Annotated in this window: 14 protein-coding genes and 1 pseudogene; 8 read left to right on the top strand and 7 right to left on the bottom strand. The window is 64.2% G+C overall.

Translation table 11 applies throughout. The annotated features are described in order from the left end of the window. Positions 1-45 precede the first annotated feature (45 nt). From BFF94_RS33625 to BFF94_RS33615, 3 genes and pseudogenes are all read right to left on the bottom strand, one after another. A complete protein-coding gene (locus BFF94_RS33625; protein WP_128843974.1) occupies positions 46-348 on the bottom strand; it encodes an XRE family transcriptional regulator in 303 nt (100 codons plus the stop codon). Positions 349-435: 87 nt separating this feature from the next. Further along, positions 436-1,590 (bottom strand): branched-chain amino acid ABC transporter substrate-binding protein, encoded by a 1,155-nt coding sequence (locus BFF94_RS33620; protein WP_128843973.1) that lies wholly within the window; start codon positions 1,588-1,590, stop codon positions 436-438. 651 nt (positions 1,591-2,241) lie between these two features. Continuing rightward, positions 2,242-2,523 (bottom strand): annotated as a pseudogene (locus BFF94_RS33615) (EamA family transporter); the annotation flags it as partial. A gap of 57 nt (positions 2,524-2,580) precedes the next feature. Between BFF94_RS33615 and BFF94_RS33610 the strand changes: the two are divergent. The 4 genes from BFF94_RS33610 to BFF94_RS33595 all read left to right on the top strand — a co-directional run bounded on the left by BFF94_RS33610 (position 2,581) and on the right by BFF94_RS33595 (position 5,650). Then, the gene (locus BFF94_RS33610; RefSeq protein WP_219140316.1) at positions 2,581-3,567 is read left to right on the top strand and encodes a LysR substrate-binding domain-containing protein; all 987 of its coding nucleotides are present in this window, start codon (positions 2,581-2,583) and stop codon (positions 3,565-3,567) included. A 172-nt stretch (positions 3,568-3,739) separates the two neighbouring features. Continuing rightward, positions 3,740-4,408 carry a nitroreductase gene (locus tag BFF94_RS33605; RefSeq protein WP_128842741.1) on the top strand — a complete coding sequence of 223 codons (669 nt, stop codon included), beginning with the start codon at positions 3,740-3,742 and terminating at the stop codon, positions 4,406-4,408. Positions 4,409-4,457: 49 nt separating this feature from the next. After that, a complete protein-coding gene (locus BFF94_RS33600) occupies positions 4,458-4,925 on the top strand; it encodes a sodium:proline symporter (RefSeq protein WP_128842742.1) in 468 nt (155 codons plus the stop codon). 224 nt (positions 4,926-5,149) lie between these two features. Further along, entirely contained in the window at positions 5,150-5,650 is a 501-nt protein-coding gene (locus BFF94_RS33595; RefSeq protein WP_128842751.1) for a hypothetical protein, read from the top strand. A 79-nt stretch (positions 5,651-5,729) separates the two neighbouring features. Here BFF94_RS33595 and BFF94_RS33590 read toward each other — a convergent pair whose 3' ends face one another. Both BFF94_RS33590 and BFF94_RS33585 read right to left on the bottom strand, forming a co-directional pair. After that, entirely contained in the window at positions 5,730-6,284 is a 555-nt protein-coding gene (locus BFF94_RS33590) for a hypothetical protein (RefSeq protein WP_128842743.1), read from the bottom strand. Between the two features lie 124 nt (positions 6,285-6,408). Beyond that, positions 6,409-7,572, bottom strand: coding sequence for an acyltransferase family protein (locus BFF94_RS33585; protein ID WP_128842744.1), 1,164 nt, complete (start codon positions 7,570-7,572; stop codon positions 6,409-6,411). A 373-nt stretch (positions 7,573-7,945) separates the two neighbouring features. Between BFF94_RS33585 and BFF94_RS33580 the strand changes: the two genes are divergently transcribed. Together BFF94_RS33580 and BFF94_RS33575 are read left to right on the top strand one after the other, a co-directional pair. Further along, on the top strand, positions 7,946-10,219 hold the full coding sequence (locus tag BFF94_RS33580) for a LamG-like jellyroll fold domain-containing protein (RefSeq protein WP_128842745.1): 2,274 nt from the start codon (positions 7,946-7,948) through the stop codon (positions 10,217-10,219). 58 nt (positions 10,220-10,277) lie between these two features. Beyond that, the gene (locus tag BFF94_RS33575; RefSeq protein ID WP_128842746.1) at positions 10,278-12,614 is read left to right on the top strand and encodes a WD40/YVTN/BNR-like repeat-containing protein; all 2,337 of its coding nucleotides are present in this window, start codon (positions 10,278-10,280) and stop codon (positions 12,612-12,614) included. A 423-nt stretch (positions 12,615-13,037) separates the two neighbouring features. Here the strand turns inward: BFF94_RS33575 and BFF94_RS33570 are convergent, their stop codons facing one another. Together BFF94_RS33570 and BFF94_RS33565 are read right to left on the bottom strand one after the other, a co-directional pair. Then, positions 13,038-13,502 (bottom strand): hypothetical protein, encoded by a 465-nt coding sequence (locus tag BFF94_RS33570; protein WP_128842747.1) that lies wholly within the window; start codon positions 13,500-13,502, stop codon positions 13,038-13,040. 23 nt (positions 13,503-13,525) lie between these two features. Next, on the bottom strand, positions 13,526-14,359 hold the full coding sequence (locus BFF94_RS33565) for a helix-turn-helix transcriptional regulator (protein WP_128842748.1): 834 nt from the start codon (positions 14,357-14,359) through the stop codon (positions 13,526-13,528). Between the two features lie 241 nt (positions 14,360-14,600). Here BFF94_RS33565 and BFF94_RS33560 point away from each other — a divergent pair, with 241 nt between their 5' ends. Then, positions 14,601-15,722 carry a polyamine ABC transporter substrate-binding protein gene (locus tag BFF94_RS33560; protein ID WP_128842749.1) on the top strand — a complete coding sequence of 374 codons (1,122 nt, stop codon included), beginning with the start codon at positions 14,601-14,603 and terminating at the stop codon, positions 15,720-15,722. Between the two features lie 11 nt (positions 15,723-15,733). Beyond that, positions 15,734-16,179: ABC transporter ATP-binding protein (locus tag BFF94_RS33555; RefSeq protein ID WP_219140315.1), on the top strand; the 446-nt coding region annotated here is incomplete at its 3' end.

The raw sequence follows: 16,179 nt of genomic DNA, 5'->3' as shown, positions 1-16,179 counted from the left end.
GCGTCGAGCGGCAATCTTCGTGCCGCTCTCGACGCATGCCGTGGTTCAGGCGTCGGCTTTCGCGGTTTTCCGCGCACGCGGCTTGTCCGCCGCGGGAAACACGCCGACGCCGCGCGGCCGCTTCGGCTCGATCTTCGTGCGACGGATGATCTTGCGAAAATCGATCTCGTGCGCCGCCAGTACGCCGATCAGCGTCGCGATGACCGCGAGGTGGGACGGGACGGTGCCCTTGCTCGAATAGTTCGTGATGGAACTTTCGTTCATCCGGATCAGGCGGGCGAACTCGCGCGCCGTCAACTGCGCTTTCTTCAACTCCTGCTGGAATTCCGCATACGCCATTGCACACATGTTGCTTCGTCTCCGCAAAACATGAACCGGCCCGCTCGGCGCCGGCGCCGACGGGTGGCGTTCCCGTCGTGCCGGCGCCGCGGCGGGTTACATCTTCACCTGGTCGAGGAAGGTCTTCTTGCCGCTCTTGTAGCCGTAGATCGAGATGATCCCGTGCGTCAGGTCGCCCTTCGCGTCGAAGGTCGTCGTGCCGATCACGCCGTCGTACTTCGTCGCCGGCATCGCCGCGAGAATCTTCGCCGGATCCGTCGAGTTCGCGCGCTTCATCGCGTCGACGGCGATGTAGACCGCGTCATAGGCGAACGGCGCATCGAACTTGATGCCCTGGTTGAAGCGCTTCTCGTACTTCGCGATGAAGGCCGCGCCGCCCGGCATCTTCTCGAGCGCCGCGCCGGCTTGCGAGCACAGCACGTTGTCGGACGCCGGGCCGGCCAGCTCGGCCAGAGAGTCGGTGCACACGCCGTCGCCGGACAGGATCTTCGCGCGCAGGCCGAGCTGCTTCGCCTGCTTCGCGAGCGGGCCGCCGGTGGCGTCCATGCCGCCGTACATGATCGCGTCGGGGTTCTCGCCCTTGATCTTCGTCAGGATCGCGCGGAAGTCGACCGCCTTGTCGTTGGTCGCGTCGTGCGACAGCACCTTCAGGCCGAGCGCCTTCGCCTTCTTCTCGAACTCGTTCGCGAGGCCCTGGCCGTAGGCGGTCGAATCGTCGACCACCGCCACGCTCTTCACGCCCTTCTGCTGCGCATAGCTCGCGAGCGCCGGGCCTTGCTGCGCGTCGGTTGCCACCACGCGGTAGGTCGTCTTGAAACCTTGCTGCGTGTAGGTCGGGTTCGTGGCCGACGGCGAGATCTGCACGATGCCGGCGTCGCTGTAGATCTTCGACGCCGGGATCGACGTGCCCGAGTTCAGGTGGCCGATGACGACGACGACCTTGTCGTCGACGAGCTTCTGCGCGACCTGCGTGGCCTGGCGCGGGTCGGCCGCGTCATCCTGCGCATCGAGCTGCAGCGTGACCTTCTTGCCGCCGATCGTCAGCCCCTTCGCATTGATTTCCTCGACCGCGAGGCGCGCGCCGTTCTCGTTGTCCTTGCCGAGGTGCGAGATCCCGCCCGTCGTCGGTTCGACGCTGCCGATCCTGACGACCTGGTCGGCCATTGCGGTGGACGCGGCTGCGAACGCGGCGGCAGCCAGTGCAACGGTGATCAGGGGTTTGCAGCGCATGCCGACAGTGCTTCGTTCCATCTGCCATCTCCGAATTGAATGTCTTTCTATTGGCGTCTCGACCGGCCGACGGCGAGGCCGGGGCGATCGGACGAGTCCCCATACCCATCACGGGCTTCACTTGCATGGCGCCCGGCCGTGTGACCTGCCGCCCGGGCGAGCGGGCGAACCGGCGCCGGATGCCGCGCAATTCGTATGAATATATATGAAGCCCGTTTTGCGCGCTGCGGCGAATCCCGTGGCGGGCCGCTGCGGCGAGGGCCGGCGCCCGGATGTCGAAGCTTCCGGATGCAGGAAATCGTGCGCTGCGGCGGGCCACTGGCTGCGGTTCGCTGTCGTTGACCTTACGGCCGCATCCATTATTCGGCCGCGCGCGGGGGCGAGGCCATGGACACTGATGCGCGGTCAATCCGGAACTGTTCGGTCGATTTGTCTGCACAGTTTGGACGCTCGCGATCGTGCATCGGGTTTCACGACCAGGCTTCATCAAGCGCGACATGCTTTCGATGCAACTAACGGTCGAGTTCGGCGGCACCGGCGAATGGGCGCGAATCGGATGCCCGGACAATGCATCCTGCTTCGCAGATGCCGGGGGTTATCTCGACTCGCGTGCTGCCGGATCGCCGGCCGGCATCGTCATTCGCTGCAATCGCGAGCCTATGAGCGTCCGCGCAATGCGTTGTAGAGTGCGATGCCGAGCAAGCCGCACGCGACGAAGCGCAACGCATCGCGTTTCGCCGGCATCGGCGGCCGTCGCCATGCGAGCCACGCGATCACGAGCAGCGCCGCGGTCGCGAAGCGCGCCGCCGCGAGCTGAAGCGGGGTCAGGCCGTGCAGGCCGATCCGGATGAACGGGAATGCGCAAGCCCACGAGACGATCGTGAACGCGACTGCGCCTGCCGCGACGAGCGGTTGTCGCGCGCCGCGCGACGTCGGTGAGGACAGGGTATTCATGCGGCAATGGTGCGGCGTGGCGAGATGTTAAGCTAGCGCGCAAATCGATAGTTGGATATGAATATGGCTCACAGCTCGACCAAGCGGCGGGCTGACGATCCGGCGCGTGCACGTCGGGTTGTGCAGGCGCTGCCCGCTGCCGCGCCGGCGCCGGGCCCGCGGCCGCCGCTCGCGAGCCTCGAGACGGTCTGCACGGTGGCGCGCCAGGGTTCGTTCCTGGCGGCCGCCGACGTGTCCGGCGTGACGCACGGCGCGATCAGCCGGCGGGTGGCCGCCGTGGAAAACTGGCTGGGCATGGCGTTGTTCGAACGGCATGCGCGCGGCGTGCGCCTGACGCCGGACGGGCAGCGCTTCGTCGGCCGGATCGAACAGGCGTTCGCGATCATCGACAGTGCGGCCGATCAGTGGCGCTCGCCGCGTACGCCGCGACTGGTCAGGATGAGCGTGGTGCCCGCCTTCGCGCAGCTATGGCTGCTGGAGCGGCAGCATGCGCTCGAGAGCGAAGCGCCCGCGTTGCGCATCGAACTCGGCATCGATCTTCGCAATGTGGATATCGCCAGCGGCGAAGCGGATCTGTCGATCCGCTATGGGCGCGGCAACTGGCGTCAGCTCGAAACCCGCGCGTTCATGCCGGAGCGGCTTTATCCGGTCGCGCATCCGCGGCTCGCCGCACAACTGGCAAAGGCGCGCCGCCGGCGCGGCGATGCCGCGCTGCTCGACCTGCCGTTGCTGCACGATTCCGATGTGACCGGCTGGCGCACGTGGTTCGATGCGTTGGGTGTGCCGTTCAAGCCGCGAACGCAGGATCGCCGTTTCGAGGACTACAACCTCGTGCTGGCTGCGGCCGAGGCGGGGCTCGGCGTGGCGTTGGCGCGCGTGCCGCTTGCCGACGCCTATCTCAAGCGCAGCGAACTCGTGCGCGTGAGCCGTCACGAGGTCGATTCGGTGCTCCGGTATTACTTCGTGCATGCGAAGGGGGAGAATCGGCCGGAGGTGCTGGCGTTGATGGAGCGGATGCGGGCGGCGGTGGGGGAGCGGGGCTAGGTGGCGATCCACCGAGGATGGCGGTCTGGAGCGATGGAAGCGGTGCGCGATGGGCGGTGCTCGTCCCGGGCCGCCGGATCGGCGACAATGCGACCGCGAAAAACCATGAGGTTGGAGAGATGAACGAGAGTCGAGAATTTATGCAGCCGATCGGATGCAGAGGAGTGAATTGATGAACAGACCAGACAAGTCGTCGAAAGCGCGTGCGGCGCTTGACCAGCTGTTTTCGGGCATTGCGCCCGCGGACGAGAAGAGCGCAACGCGTCCGGGCAATCCGTTCGAAGCGGCGGGAGACGAGGTCACCACCGGCCCCGGCGGTCGCGGCCGGGTCGAGGTCAAGCTGTCGACCAGAATCCAGTTGCGCGGCTATCCGGGCGCGGACGCGTTCATGGCGCGCATGGCCGAAGCCTGGGGGCTGGAGTGGGGGACCTACGACAGCGTTCAGGCCATCGCGACGCTACCTGCCGGATGGCGGTCGCGCCGGCTTCCGGAAGTCACGCAGATCGTCGACGGACACGATGTGCTGCGAGCGGAGAGCAGCCTGCAGGGCGGCGAGATGTCGTATCTGAAAGTGCATCCGCGTTACTACATCGACGCACGCAAGGGGTTTGGCTGGGGAAAGTCGTCGAAGGCATCCGACGATCCGGATCTGGACGGCCCCGACTGGAACTGCTTCGTGATCGATCGGGAAAAGTCCATCGAGGTACACGAATTGACGACTTCGTCGTTGAAAGCCGATATGGACAATGCCCGGGCGACGTTGCTGAAATGGCTTGACGAGCACTATCCCAAACATCGCGATCCTTTTGCGTACTGGACGGATTGCGAAAGGGCGTCGTGACTGTGCACGGCGGCGCGATGTATCCGCCGGTCGCCATGGCGGACGACAATTGAAACACACCGGACGGGTGCCGATTCTCTGGGCCGCGTTCGGCGCGGCGGTCGGATCGACCGTCATCGAGTTGCTGCTCTGGTCGATCGCCGGCGAAGATGTCGTTGCGAACCTGTTTCGCGACGCGCGCCTCACGGCGGCCATCGTGATGGGGCGGCGGGTGCTCGGCTCGTCCACCGGTTTCGACCTGCCGGTCATGGGTGTGGCAACGCTCGTGCATGGTGCGCTCTCGCTTGTCTATGCGGCCGTGCTGGCGAAGGTGGTTCGCGGCCTGTCGCTCGGGCCCGCGCTTCTCGCGGGCGGCGCGTTCGGACTCATCCTGTATGGCGTCAACCTGTACGCGTTCACTGCGATTTTCCCGTGGTTCATTCCGGCTCGCGGCGCGATCACGCTGGTGGCCCATCTGGTATTCGGGATCACGGCCGCGGCCATCTACTGCGTCGCCAGACGCCAGGTCACACGCTGAGCTCGGCAACGATTGCCGAGGGCTTCGGTTACGATCGCTCGTCGTATCCCGACCCCTGGAATAACCCGGCATGCCGCACCGTTTAGCCGTCAGGAGACCTGATACGAAGAAGCGGCGAGCCGTGACCGCCACGCGATAAATCGTGCGCAAGCAAACCGGTGTGCCGGGCGCCGTTGGCGACGCTACGGATCAAATGGTCGGGGGCAACATGGCAGGAGCCGATCATGTGCAACTTGTTTCGATTCTTGACAGGCATCGTCTGTCTCGGTTTTTCCGCGTCCGTCTTTGCGCAAATGGCTGACGATCCATCGGACTACGGCACGAACTGCCGTGCGGTCGTCGCGCAGGCGGACATCGACGGCACGGAGCAGCAAATCGTCGGGCGTGCGTGTCTGCAAAGCGACGGCACCTGGCAGATCGTGCAAAGTCCCGACGGCAGCGTGCTGTGGTACCCGGCGGCGGCCTATCCGTATGCCGACCCGTGGTACTGGGGGCCGCCGCTTTTCATCGGCGCAGGCGTGAGCTTCATCTTCGTCGATCGCTTCCGTCGTTTCCACCGCTTCGATCACGTCGATCACTTCAACCCGATCGGTCATCGCCGCTTCGGCGTGCCGGCGGGCGCAGGCTTTCATCATGGCGCGTTCCCTGTTGAAGGTGGCCATGGATTCGGCGGAATGCACCGGTTCGGCGGCATGGGCGGGGGCGGCGGAATGCGGCGACATTAGACCTGTTCCGTCACGGGTATCGGACGTCACCCTGCGCACAACCTGCGTGCACTGCTTCCCGCATCATTCGGTGCGACGCCTATTCGACCCTGGAAGGTATGCGGCGACTGTCCAGATCCTTGAGTGCCGGAAACACGCTTCGGTCCCACGAACCCAGGCCGTATGACTGCCACAGTATCTTTCGTCTAACAAAAATTTCGAACGTGGGCGTCGGTGGAGACAATTTTTCAAGGCGCCGTCGCCGCTCGAAAAGCCATCGGACAATCGGCGGATAGTTGTCGATGGTTTCGGCGGCGGCAATGGCATCGCGTTCCACGATGAAAAGATGCACATCCGGATGCGTTTTGGCCCAGGATTCAAATTCGCCTTTCCCGCCTAATGAACCTTCCCAGCGCTGACAAAAAACGCAATCCTTTGCCGCGTGCACGATCAGGACAATCGGTTCTCGCTCGTGCACGTCCGCTTCGCGAATGCGATCAGCCCAAGTGACCTTTGGTTGCGGTTCGGAAGCATTTTTGTTAGCGCTGGCGTCCGATTCGTCACTCGCCAGCGCGATGTGTGGAGAAGCAAGCATCAGCGACGACAGTGCCCAGGCGACACACATCCAGAGCTGCGCCCGCCAGCGATGTGTCATTTTCGTGCTCCTACGCAGGACAGCAGGTATCGGTCGACGAAGGGAGACGGACCACCCTGAAATGCAGTGTAGTAGCTGCGGGCCCGGTGCGGTATTTCGCACAGCGCAAGACGATTGCCAGCGCTTACAGGATCGACGCGAGTTTTGGCACGCGAAGCAGGAGGCCGGCAATCAGGTAGCACGCGCCGCAAGCGACGCTGCCGGTCACGGCGAATTTCAGGAACGGGGCTGCCGGCACGTTTCGCCACGCGAGGGCGACAGACACCAGCACCGGCGGATGGATGAGGTAGATCGTGTACGCGCGTCGCGACAGCGGCTGCCACATACCCGTCAGCCGATCGAAGCGTCGCTGAAAATGGCTTGCGAGGAACAGTATCGTGCCCCATGCGACCAGCGGTTCCCAGAACGCGTAGATCACATCGTGCGGACGGCCACGCAGCCCGGGAACGTGCTTCGCGAGCAGGTAGGCGAGCGGCAGGACAGGGAGTGCCAGCAGCGCGATGCGCCACCACAGTCCGACCTGCCGTGCCGGCAGTTGCTCGATCCAGCGCACGCGCGCTGTCCGGCAACCGGCTGCGTACAACACGACGTAGCTGGCGAAGTAGCCGAGCTGCAGCCCCCATACGTTGATACCTATCGGCCATCGGGACCGCAACGCCAGTGCCGCGACACCCGTCAGCCATGCCGCGGCGGCCAACGTACGGTCGGAAGGGAAGGGGTTCCGAGCGGGGTGGTTCGTATCGGGCGCCACGGTGCGCGGGAAGACGATGTGCCGGAGTACTGCAGCCGCGCTGAAAATCAGCAACGCCTCGGCGAACCACATCGGACCGTTCTCGAACGTGCCTTTTCGCCACAGACGTCCCAGCGTATCCGCAAACGGGTAGCCGGCGCCCGACTGCGCCAGGGAAATTGTGGCGGGGCCGATCAGGAAGCCGTACACCAGCAACGGCAGCCCGAGCCTGAGAACCCGGTCGGCCAGGAAACGGGCGGCGCCCTTGCGATCGATGGATGGCGGCGTGTAATAGCCCGCCAGGAAAAAGAACAGGCCCATGAAGAACGCCTGGTTGATCGCGCAGAAGAGCGTCAACAGTGCGGATTCCACCGATGGGCCAGCGGCCACTTCGTGGTAGTACCACCCGCCAAGTGCACCGTACGTGATCGCGCAGTGGTGAAAGATCACCAGCAACGTCAGAGAGGCCCGCAATGCGTCCAGGCCGGCGTTTCGATGCACGGCAGCCGCTTTGTCCGGCTGAAGCGCGAAGTCGACCGGAACGTTCTGAGCGCTCATCGCATTGCCTGTATGGTTGGTCGGCCATGACCCGCCTGGCACCGAGCGTCGTCGCGATGGCATGTGCATATCCGGCGGGCGTCCAGATCGGCAACATACACCGTTGTTCTTACAACCTTCCAACAAGCCGTTCCGCTGCCGGCACGACACCGGGTTAGTCGAGCTTCGCGTATTCCTCAATCCCTGCATCACCGATGTGACAAGTGCGTGTCATTGGTGAATATGTTTTTTTTCGCTTGATTGAATCCCTATCGCACTGGATAGAATGCTACGCGTTCCTGATGAATACGGAACGGTTCGTACATTTTTTGTCGCTTCGACTATAGCTAAAAAAACTGGGGATCCAGACATGCGAGACAACGGAGCACCGACGATGCTACCCGAGGAAATCGTCCCACTCGGCGACATCGAAAATATCGCACGACGCCATTTCGTGATGGGGCTCGGTGCAACGCTTCTGGCAGGATGCGGCGGCGACGGAAGCAACGCGGTTACAGGCGGTGAGCGTACATCGGCAAACGGCACCGGCCAGGCGTCCGGAGTTGCTCCAGCTTCGGACGGTATCGACGCAGGGGCGACATCGGCAGGCACTGCCCAAACCCGCGCCTTCACGCATCCCGGTTTGCTGCATACCGAGGCGGATTTCGAACGCATGCGCGCTAAAGTCGGGGCTCACGCTTCCCCGTGGATCGACAGCTGGAACGTGCTCGTCGCCAACGGTCACACGCGCCTGACGAACAAGCCGAACCCGCAGGTCGGCATCTATCGCGGCAATGATCCCACGCATGGTCAGAACTACGGCGCTCTCTACAACGACATCGCCGCCGCCTATGGCGACGCGCTGTGCTGGAAGGTGTCGGACGACAAACGCTATGCCGACAAAGCCGTGGAGTATCTGGACCAATGGGCCTCGACGCTGACGACGCTTGGCGGCAGCGATGTGGCGCTCGCTGCCGGCATCTACGGCTACGAGTTCGCCAACGCAGCCGAAATCATGCGCGGCTATAGCGGCTGGAGTCCGGCCGGACTCGCCGCGTTTCAGGCAATGATGCGCAATGTCTTCTACCCGGTCAGTCACGCTTTCCTGACCCGTATCGACACCGCGATGGACACGCACTACTGGGCCAACTGGGGCCTGGCCAACATCGCGTGCGTCCTGGCCATTGGCGTGCTGTGCGACGATGCCGAGCTTGTCAACGAGGCCGTCACCCATTTCAGGACCGGTGGCAGTAACGGCTGCATCCGGCAAGCCGTGTACTACCTGCACCCCGGCAACCTCGGGCAATGGCAGGAAGCCGGCCGGGACCAGGGCCACAGCACGCTCGGCATTGCATTGACGGGCGCCATTTGCGAGATGGCGTGGAATCAGGGCATCGACCTGTACGGCTATGACAACAATCGCTTTCTGGCGGGCGCGGAATACGTGGCCAAGGCCAACCTGAAGCAGGCAGGCGGCGCGTTCTACACGGTGCCTTTCGTCACGTACCAGAACAGCGCTGGCGTCATCCAGACGCAGTTCGCCGCCGGCGGGCAAGGCGACGCCCTGGGGCGGCCCTGCTGGGCGCTGGTGGCCAACCATTACATCAACCGCAAAGGTCTGGCGGCGCCTTACACCAAGCGCGCTGCCGAGCTTGTGGCACCGGAAGGCGGCGGCGGCAACTACGGCCCCAACAGTGGCGGCTTCGACCAGCTTGGCTACGGCACGCTCACCTGCACGCTCGACCCCGGCACCCCTGCCGCAACGCCGACCGGCCTGACCGGCTACGCCAGCGCGGGCAAGGTGGTGCTGTCGTGGTGGGGCAGCAGCAACGCCGTCAGCTACAACGTCAAGCGCGCCACCATTGCCGGCGGACTGTACAGCACCATCCAGAGCGGTATCACCGATCTGCTGACCTATACGGATATGCCAGCCGCTGCCGGCACGTATTTTTATGTCGTGACAGCGCAAACGATTGCGGGCGAATCGGCGCTCTCCAACGAAGTGAAAGTGATCACGGCGCAGCAGCTGCTCGCGCACCTCACGTTTGATGAAGGCAGCGGCATCACGGCCGCCGATAGCTCGGGCAACGGGCGCAATGGCACGCTCAACGGCGCAACGTGGGCGGCGGGGCACAGCGGCAACGCGGTCTCGCTCAACGGCTCGGGCGCGTATGTGGCGTTGCCCGACGATCTGCTGGCCGATGTGTCGGACTTCACCATCGCCTCCTGGGTGTTCTGGAACGGCTCGCAAACGTGGGCACGCCTGTTCGACTTCGGCACGGGCTTCCACCGCTACATGATGTTCACGCCGCGCGGGCAGTTGCGCAACGGCTGGGCCGGCATGCGCTTCGCCATGACGGCCAACGGCCCCGGTGACGGCCCTCCGGAACAGATCATCGACGCTCCCACCGAGCTGCCGAGCAAGCGATGGGTGCATGTGGCCGTCACGCTATCGGGTTCGACCGGCACGATGTACGTGGACGGCACGCCCGTCAGTACCAACACGGCGATGTTCCAGGCGCCGTTCCGCTTGGGCAGTACCACGCAGAACTGGCTGGGCAAATCGCAATACAGTGCCGACGCCACGTTCAACGGCCTGATCGACGATTTCCGCATCTATCGCGGTGCGCTCAGCGCTGCGCAGATCGCATCGCTCTTGGCGAATTGATTGTGCTGGGCCCGATGGCGGGCCCTGCGATGGACCTCTTCCTTTAAGGATTTCTCCGATGACCGCGTTTTCTCAACGATGGATTGCCGCTGCGGCGATGGCGTGTGCGTTATGGGGCTGTGGTGACGGATCCGATAGCGCGACAGGTGTGACCAATGCGGGTGCCAATGTAGCCGCTAATCGTAGTCAGATCGGCGGAAATGGCAGCGGCAGCAACCTGCCGGCGGCCAGCTGGACCAGCGTCAAGTGGGGCGGCGGCGGCTATGTCACCGGCCTGATCTACCATCCCGCCAACGCGAGCTTGCTGTACGCACGCACCGACGTTGGCGGCGCGTACCGCTGGAACGCGACCAACTCGACGTGGACGCCTATCACCGACGGCATCGGTTTCGGTGTAGGCGAGGGCGATTTCCACGGCGTCGAAAGCCTCGCGCTCGACCCGAACAACGATCAGCTCGTCTACATGATGACCGGCATTACCGTGACGCAGGGTCACAACGGCCGCATCTACATCTCGAGCGACCGTGGCAACACCTGGACGCACTACGACCTGCCGTTCCCGGTGGGCGGCAACGACAACGGCCGTGCCACGGGCGAGCGCCTGCAGGTCGACCCGAACAATCCCTCGACGCTGTTCTACGGATCGCGCACGGCCGGCCTGTGGAAGAGTGCCGATTCCGGCCGCACCTGGACGCAGGTCACGGGTCTGTCCTCCAATACGATCAGCGGCGGCGGCTCCCCGCTGGGCGTCGAGCAGGTCATCTTCGACACGTCGGGCACGGGCGGCGGCCAGCCGACCTGGATCATGTGGGCCACCGTCGCCCCGGACTACGCCAACGCGGCGGGCCTGACGTCGACCCTGTACAAGTCCACCAACGGCGGCTTCTCGTGGACGCCGGTGCCCGTCCCGCCGACGGTGTCTGGCTACTACATCCCCCACGTCGTGCGCACGTCCGACGGCAACTTCTACGTGGTGTTCAACGCGGGCGTCGGCCAGGGCATCGGCGGACCGAGCTATCTCTACAAGTTCGGCGGAAGTAACAACAGCAACTGGACGCTGCTCAACAGCTCCAACAGCAACGGCTTTGGCGGCCTGTCCGTCTCGGGTCTGGGCTCGTCCGCCCGCATCGCACTGGGCATGACGGGCTGGAGCGACACCAGCAAGACCATCCAGCTATCCGACGACGGCGGCAGTACGTGGCGCGAAATCGAGGCCGGCATGCCGCACACCGGCACTGCCTCGGGTGGCTGCGCCGGCTGGGTCGAGGGCGTCACCATCGACCCAGCCAATCGCGATCACGTCATGCACGTCCACGGCGGCGGCATCTGTGAAACCATGAACGCCTCGTCACCCACGCCAACCTGGAGCCCCAAGGTCGACAACCTCGAGGAAACCGTGACGCTGGCGCTCGTCACGGCGCCGCCCGGTGCGTCGTACAAGTTCATCAACAGTGCCGGCGACATCGGCACGTGGGTCAATACGGATCTCTCGACGAGGCCGACGAAAGGCCCCTTGAACACGTGGAGCAGCGGCAATTCGGCCGATATGTCGTGGTCCGATCCGACGTACATCGCCGCCGCGGGCGTCGACAACGCCAACGGCCATGCCACCAAGGGCTTCTGGTCGGGCGACAGCGGCAATACCTGGGCGACGTTCGCGTCGCTGCCCAACGGCGCCGCGGCAAGCCAGAGCAACGTGGGCAACCTGGTCGTCCCGTCCCGCAACAACGTGACCTGGGCACCGCCGGACTCGGTGCCGTCGTACACGACAAACAATGGCGCCAGCTGGACAGCGACCAACCTGCCGGCGTTCAGTGCCACATGGAACGGCTTCCCGCGTGCCTACCGCCTGGCCGCGGACCGCAAGAACCCGAACAAGGTCTATGCCTACGACTCCGGCGGCGCACCGTGGAGCTGGCAGCGCGGCAAGATCTACGTCTCGAACGACGGCGGCCACACGTTCGCGCTGAGCCAGGGCGCCGTGAACGCGAACCTGGCCTGGAATTCGTGGCGGGATACGTCGATGGCGGTCAATCCGAACGCCGAGGGTGACCTCTGGCTGGCCGACGGCACGGCCGTGTACCACTCGGTGGACTCGGGGGCAACCTGGACGAAGCTCAGCGTCTTTGCGTCGACCAACGACACACCGGGCGCCACCGTGATCGCCTTGGGCAGGGCACCGACCGGTTCGTCGTACTCGGCCGCGGTCTACGTGGAAGGCACATTGAACGGCGTCTGGGGCATTTACCATTCCGACGACGGTGGTGCAACGTGGGCGCGCTTCAACGATGACGCGCACCAATTCGGCGACTCCGGCGTGATGGCCGGCGACTGGAACACGTATGGCAGGATTTACGTCAACGGCGCCGCTCGCGGTCTGATCTATAGCAATTGAGGTTGATCGACCGTAAGGGGTCCATTCTCGACGTCTACGTCACGGCGCTCTGACCGAGGAGCATGGGTGTCCACCGATTGGGGAGGTGGGCACCTATGGTCGACAAAGACTTTGAGTTGATCTTTTACCACTACGGTACGATCGCCTGCTCAAACTCTGGCTTCGTACAACGCGCGATAGGAGCTGCCGGCGCTGCTCGGGAGTTGACACTGGTCTTCGCAAGGCTATGGTCAGTGCCAGCTTTAATTCGCGACGTGCAACGTCACGAATTTCCGAGAGTTTCGCCCATCGTCGCCGGCGCTTGGCGGCGAAGTGACATTTTTACTTCGCAAACGGTGACAACTTTAATTTGGTCTACGATTACCGACAGGACTTCGAACTGGCGTTTCAGAGTATGAGATAGCCTCGAGCCAGGGTCCGTCTCTATGACGTTTCCCCGCGAGTCCTGGGTGCGCTCAGCGACGCGTCGCCGACATGCACACCCATTGCAAGCATATCGAGTAGCGCTCGCAATCTGCGTTGGCGGGACAGTATTTCCGAGAATGCAGCGTTCTCACGGAAGATGCGCGCTTGCAGCGCTCGAATCGTCATTTCAGTTTGTTCTGCAATGGTGGCCAGCGTCCATCGGTCATGAGGATAGAGGAATACCTTCCGAGCGAGCGCCAGAGAGATTGAGGCAGTCTTGGTGTGGGTCGCGACAGACAGGTCTTCCCAGTCCTTCGCCGTCATCGTAACGCTGCAATCTTGCTCGCAAAGAATGTGAACCACCGCCTCAGCTGCACCACTGGCATCCGGTTCCAATTGATAATCGAAGCGGCGACTCACCGGAATCTGAATGCAACGTTGTCGTTGGCTCGGCACCAGCTCGATACCTTCGACATTCTGCAAACCTCGCGCGCATTTGACGATTCCTACGCGTCGTGCCGCCGCGACGCGTTCCTCAGCACGAGCGTCATCAGTTGCCGGCGCGAATCGACGCCGAGCTTCGCGAACGCGCGCTTCGCGTACGTGTCGACGGTGGACGTCTTGAGTCCCATCGTTTGCGCGATCGCGGCCGACGTCATGCCCTGGATGAACGACGCGCACACGTGCATCTCGCGCGCGGTCAGCCGTTCCTGCCATTCCGGCAGCCATTGCGCGACGAGGTCGAGATCGATCTCGTCGCGTTGCCCTTCGTCCGCGGAGATCGCGCCGAGCAGGCGCTTGTGCGCGGACGCCATCGGCAGCACGACCTGCGAAAGCTGCTTCAGCAGGCTCAGCTCCTTCAGCAAGAACGGCGGCAGCCGCCGCGAGCGCGCGATCGAGATCGAGTAGCGCGTGCCGCCCGTCACGCCCGCGATCACGCATTCGTCGTGAATGTCGCCGGCGTCGAAGAACAGATGCCGGAGCTCGCTCGCGACGCGCTGCGCGGACACCTGCAGCAACTGCACGTCGCTTTCGGTTTCGATCGCCGCATACGTTGCATCGTCGCTCGCGTAGCTGCGGTAGTAGTGGCGCATCACCTGCGCGACCAGCTCGGGCTCGCGGCCGAAGCTGCCGATCCAGCCGACGCTGCGCCGGCCGGACGACGTGCCGCGCTCGTAGTCGAGATGCACGGCGTCGAAGTCGACGTAGCGCACCAGCGTGTCGTAGACGGCGCGCATGAACTGCGGCGTCCCGACGGCTTGCGCGATGTCGCCGAGCGTTTCCGTCACGAACGCGACGTGGCTCAGCGGGAGGTCGGGGGCGGGAAGCGCAGCGCTCATGGCGTGGGGTTTCGAAGATTTCAGGTGGCGCTACAGGTATCACGAATATTTTCGACTGCCTACGCGGGAATCTACCCAAACGGCCCCGATCGACGTCGCCGTTTGTCCCGGTTTTCGGGACTGACGGTACGGGCCGCGATCTTTACATTGACCCTTGTGCTGAACACCGCTTGACGGCGTTGACGCGAGTCCGGACCCGGACCGGGCGCAACGGCCGATCCCCATCACAAGGAGAATCCCCATGCGTATCCGTATCCGCCGTCAACCGGCCTTGCGCGCCGCGCTCGTCACGTCGGCGGGGCTGGCCCTCGCGGCCAGCCTGTCCGCCCGCGCGGGCGACGCCAACCTGAACGTGTACAACTGGTCGGAGTATGTCGCGAAGGACACGGTGCCCAACTTCGAGAAGCAGACGGGCATCAAGGTGCGCTACGACAGCTACGACAGCGACGATACGCTGCAGACCAAGCTGCTGGCGGGCAGCTCGGGCTACGACATCGTCGTGCCGACGTCGAACTATCTCGCGCAGCAGATCCAGGCCGGGGTGTACCAGAAGCTCGACAAGTCGAAGCTGCCGAATCTCGCGAACCTCGACCCGGTGCTGATGAAGATGATCGCGAAGGCAGACCCGGGCAACCAGTACGGCGTGCCGTGGGCGTGGGGCACGACGGGCATCGGCTACAACGTCGAGGCGATCAGGAAGCGGCTCGGCGATACCGCGCCGACCGACAGCTGGGCGCTGCTGTTCGACCCGGCGAACGCGGCGAAGCTGAAAGGCTGCGGCATCTCGCTGCTCGACGCGCCGGACGCCGCGTTCGCGGCGGCGCTGCAGTACATGGGCAAGGATCCGGAGAGCAAGAACCCGGCCGACTACCAGGCGGCCTACGACGTGCTGAAGAAGATCCGCCCGTACGTGACGCAGTTCAGCTCGGCCGGCTATGGGGACGATCTCGCGAACAACGACGTCTGCGTTGTGCTCGGCTGGTCGGGCGACGTCAGCATCGCGCGGCGGCGCACGCTCGACGCGAAGCGCTCGTATGAAATCCGCTATGTGAATCCGAAGGAAGGCGGCCTGCTGTGGTTCGACGTGATGGCGATTCCGAAGGATGCGCCGCACCCCGAAGCCGCGCTGAAGTGGATCAACTATATCGAGGAGCCGAAGACCAACGCGGCGATCACGAACGAGATCTTCTATCCGAGCGCCAACAAGGCCGCGCGCACGTTCGTGACGCCGGCGATCGTGCAGGACCCGAGCGTCTACCTGCCCGACAGCACGATCGCGAAGACGTCGCTCGCGATGCCGAGAAGCGCCGACATCGCGCGGATGCAGAACCGCCTGTGGCTGCAACTGAAGTCGGGCGGCTGACGGAGACGACGATGATCCATACGTTCCCTGCCGTACCGGCCGCGATCGGCGCACGCCGTGACACGGCCGCCTTCGTGCGCATCGAAAACGTCGTGAAGAAATTCGGCGACAGCACGGCCGTCGACAACGTGAACCTGACGATCGCGAAGAACGAGCTGTTCGCGCTGCTCGGCAGCTCGGGCTGCGGCAAGTCGACGCTCCTGCGCATGCTCGCCGGGCTGGAAACGGCCACCTCCGGCAAGATCTTCGTCGACGGCGAGGACCTCGCGTCGCTGCCGCCGTACCGCCGCCCGGTGAACATGATGTTCCAGTCGTACGCGCTGTTCCCGCACATGTCGGTCGAATCGAACGTCGCGTTCGGCCTGAAGCAGGAAGGCACGCCGAAGAACGAAATCAAGGAACGCGTGGCCGACGCGCTCGCGCTCGTGCAGATGAGCAAGTACGCGCAGCGCAAGCC

Origin of the sequence: Burkholderia catarinensis, from assembly GCF_001883705.2 — a bacterium.
Lineage (GTDB): Bacteria > Pseudomonadota > Gammaproteobacteria > Burkholderiales > Burkholderiaceae > Burkholderia > Burkholderia catarinensis.
The sequence above is the reverse complement of the archived record's forward strand: the minus strand, read 5'-3'. Positions and strand labels throughout refer to the sequence as shown.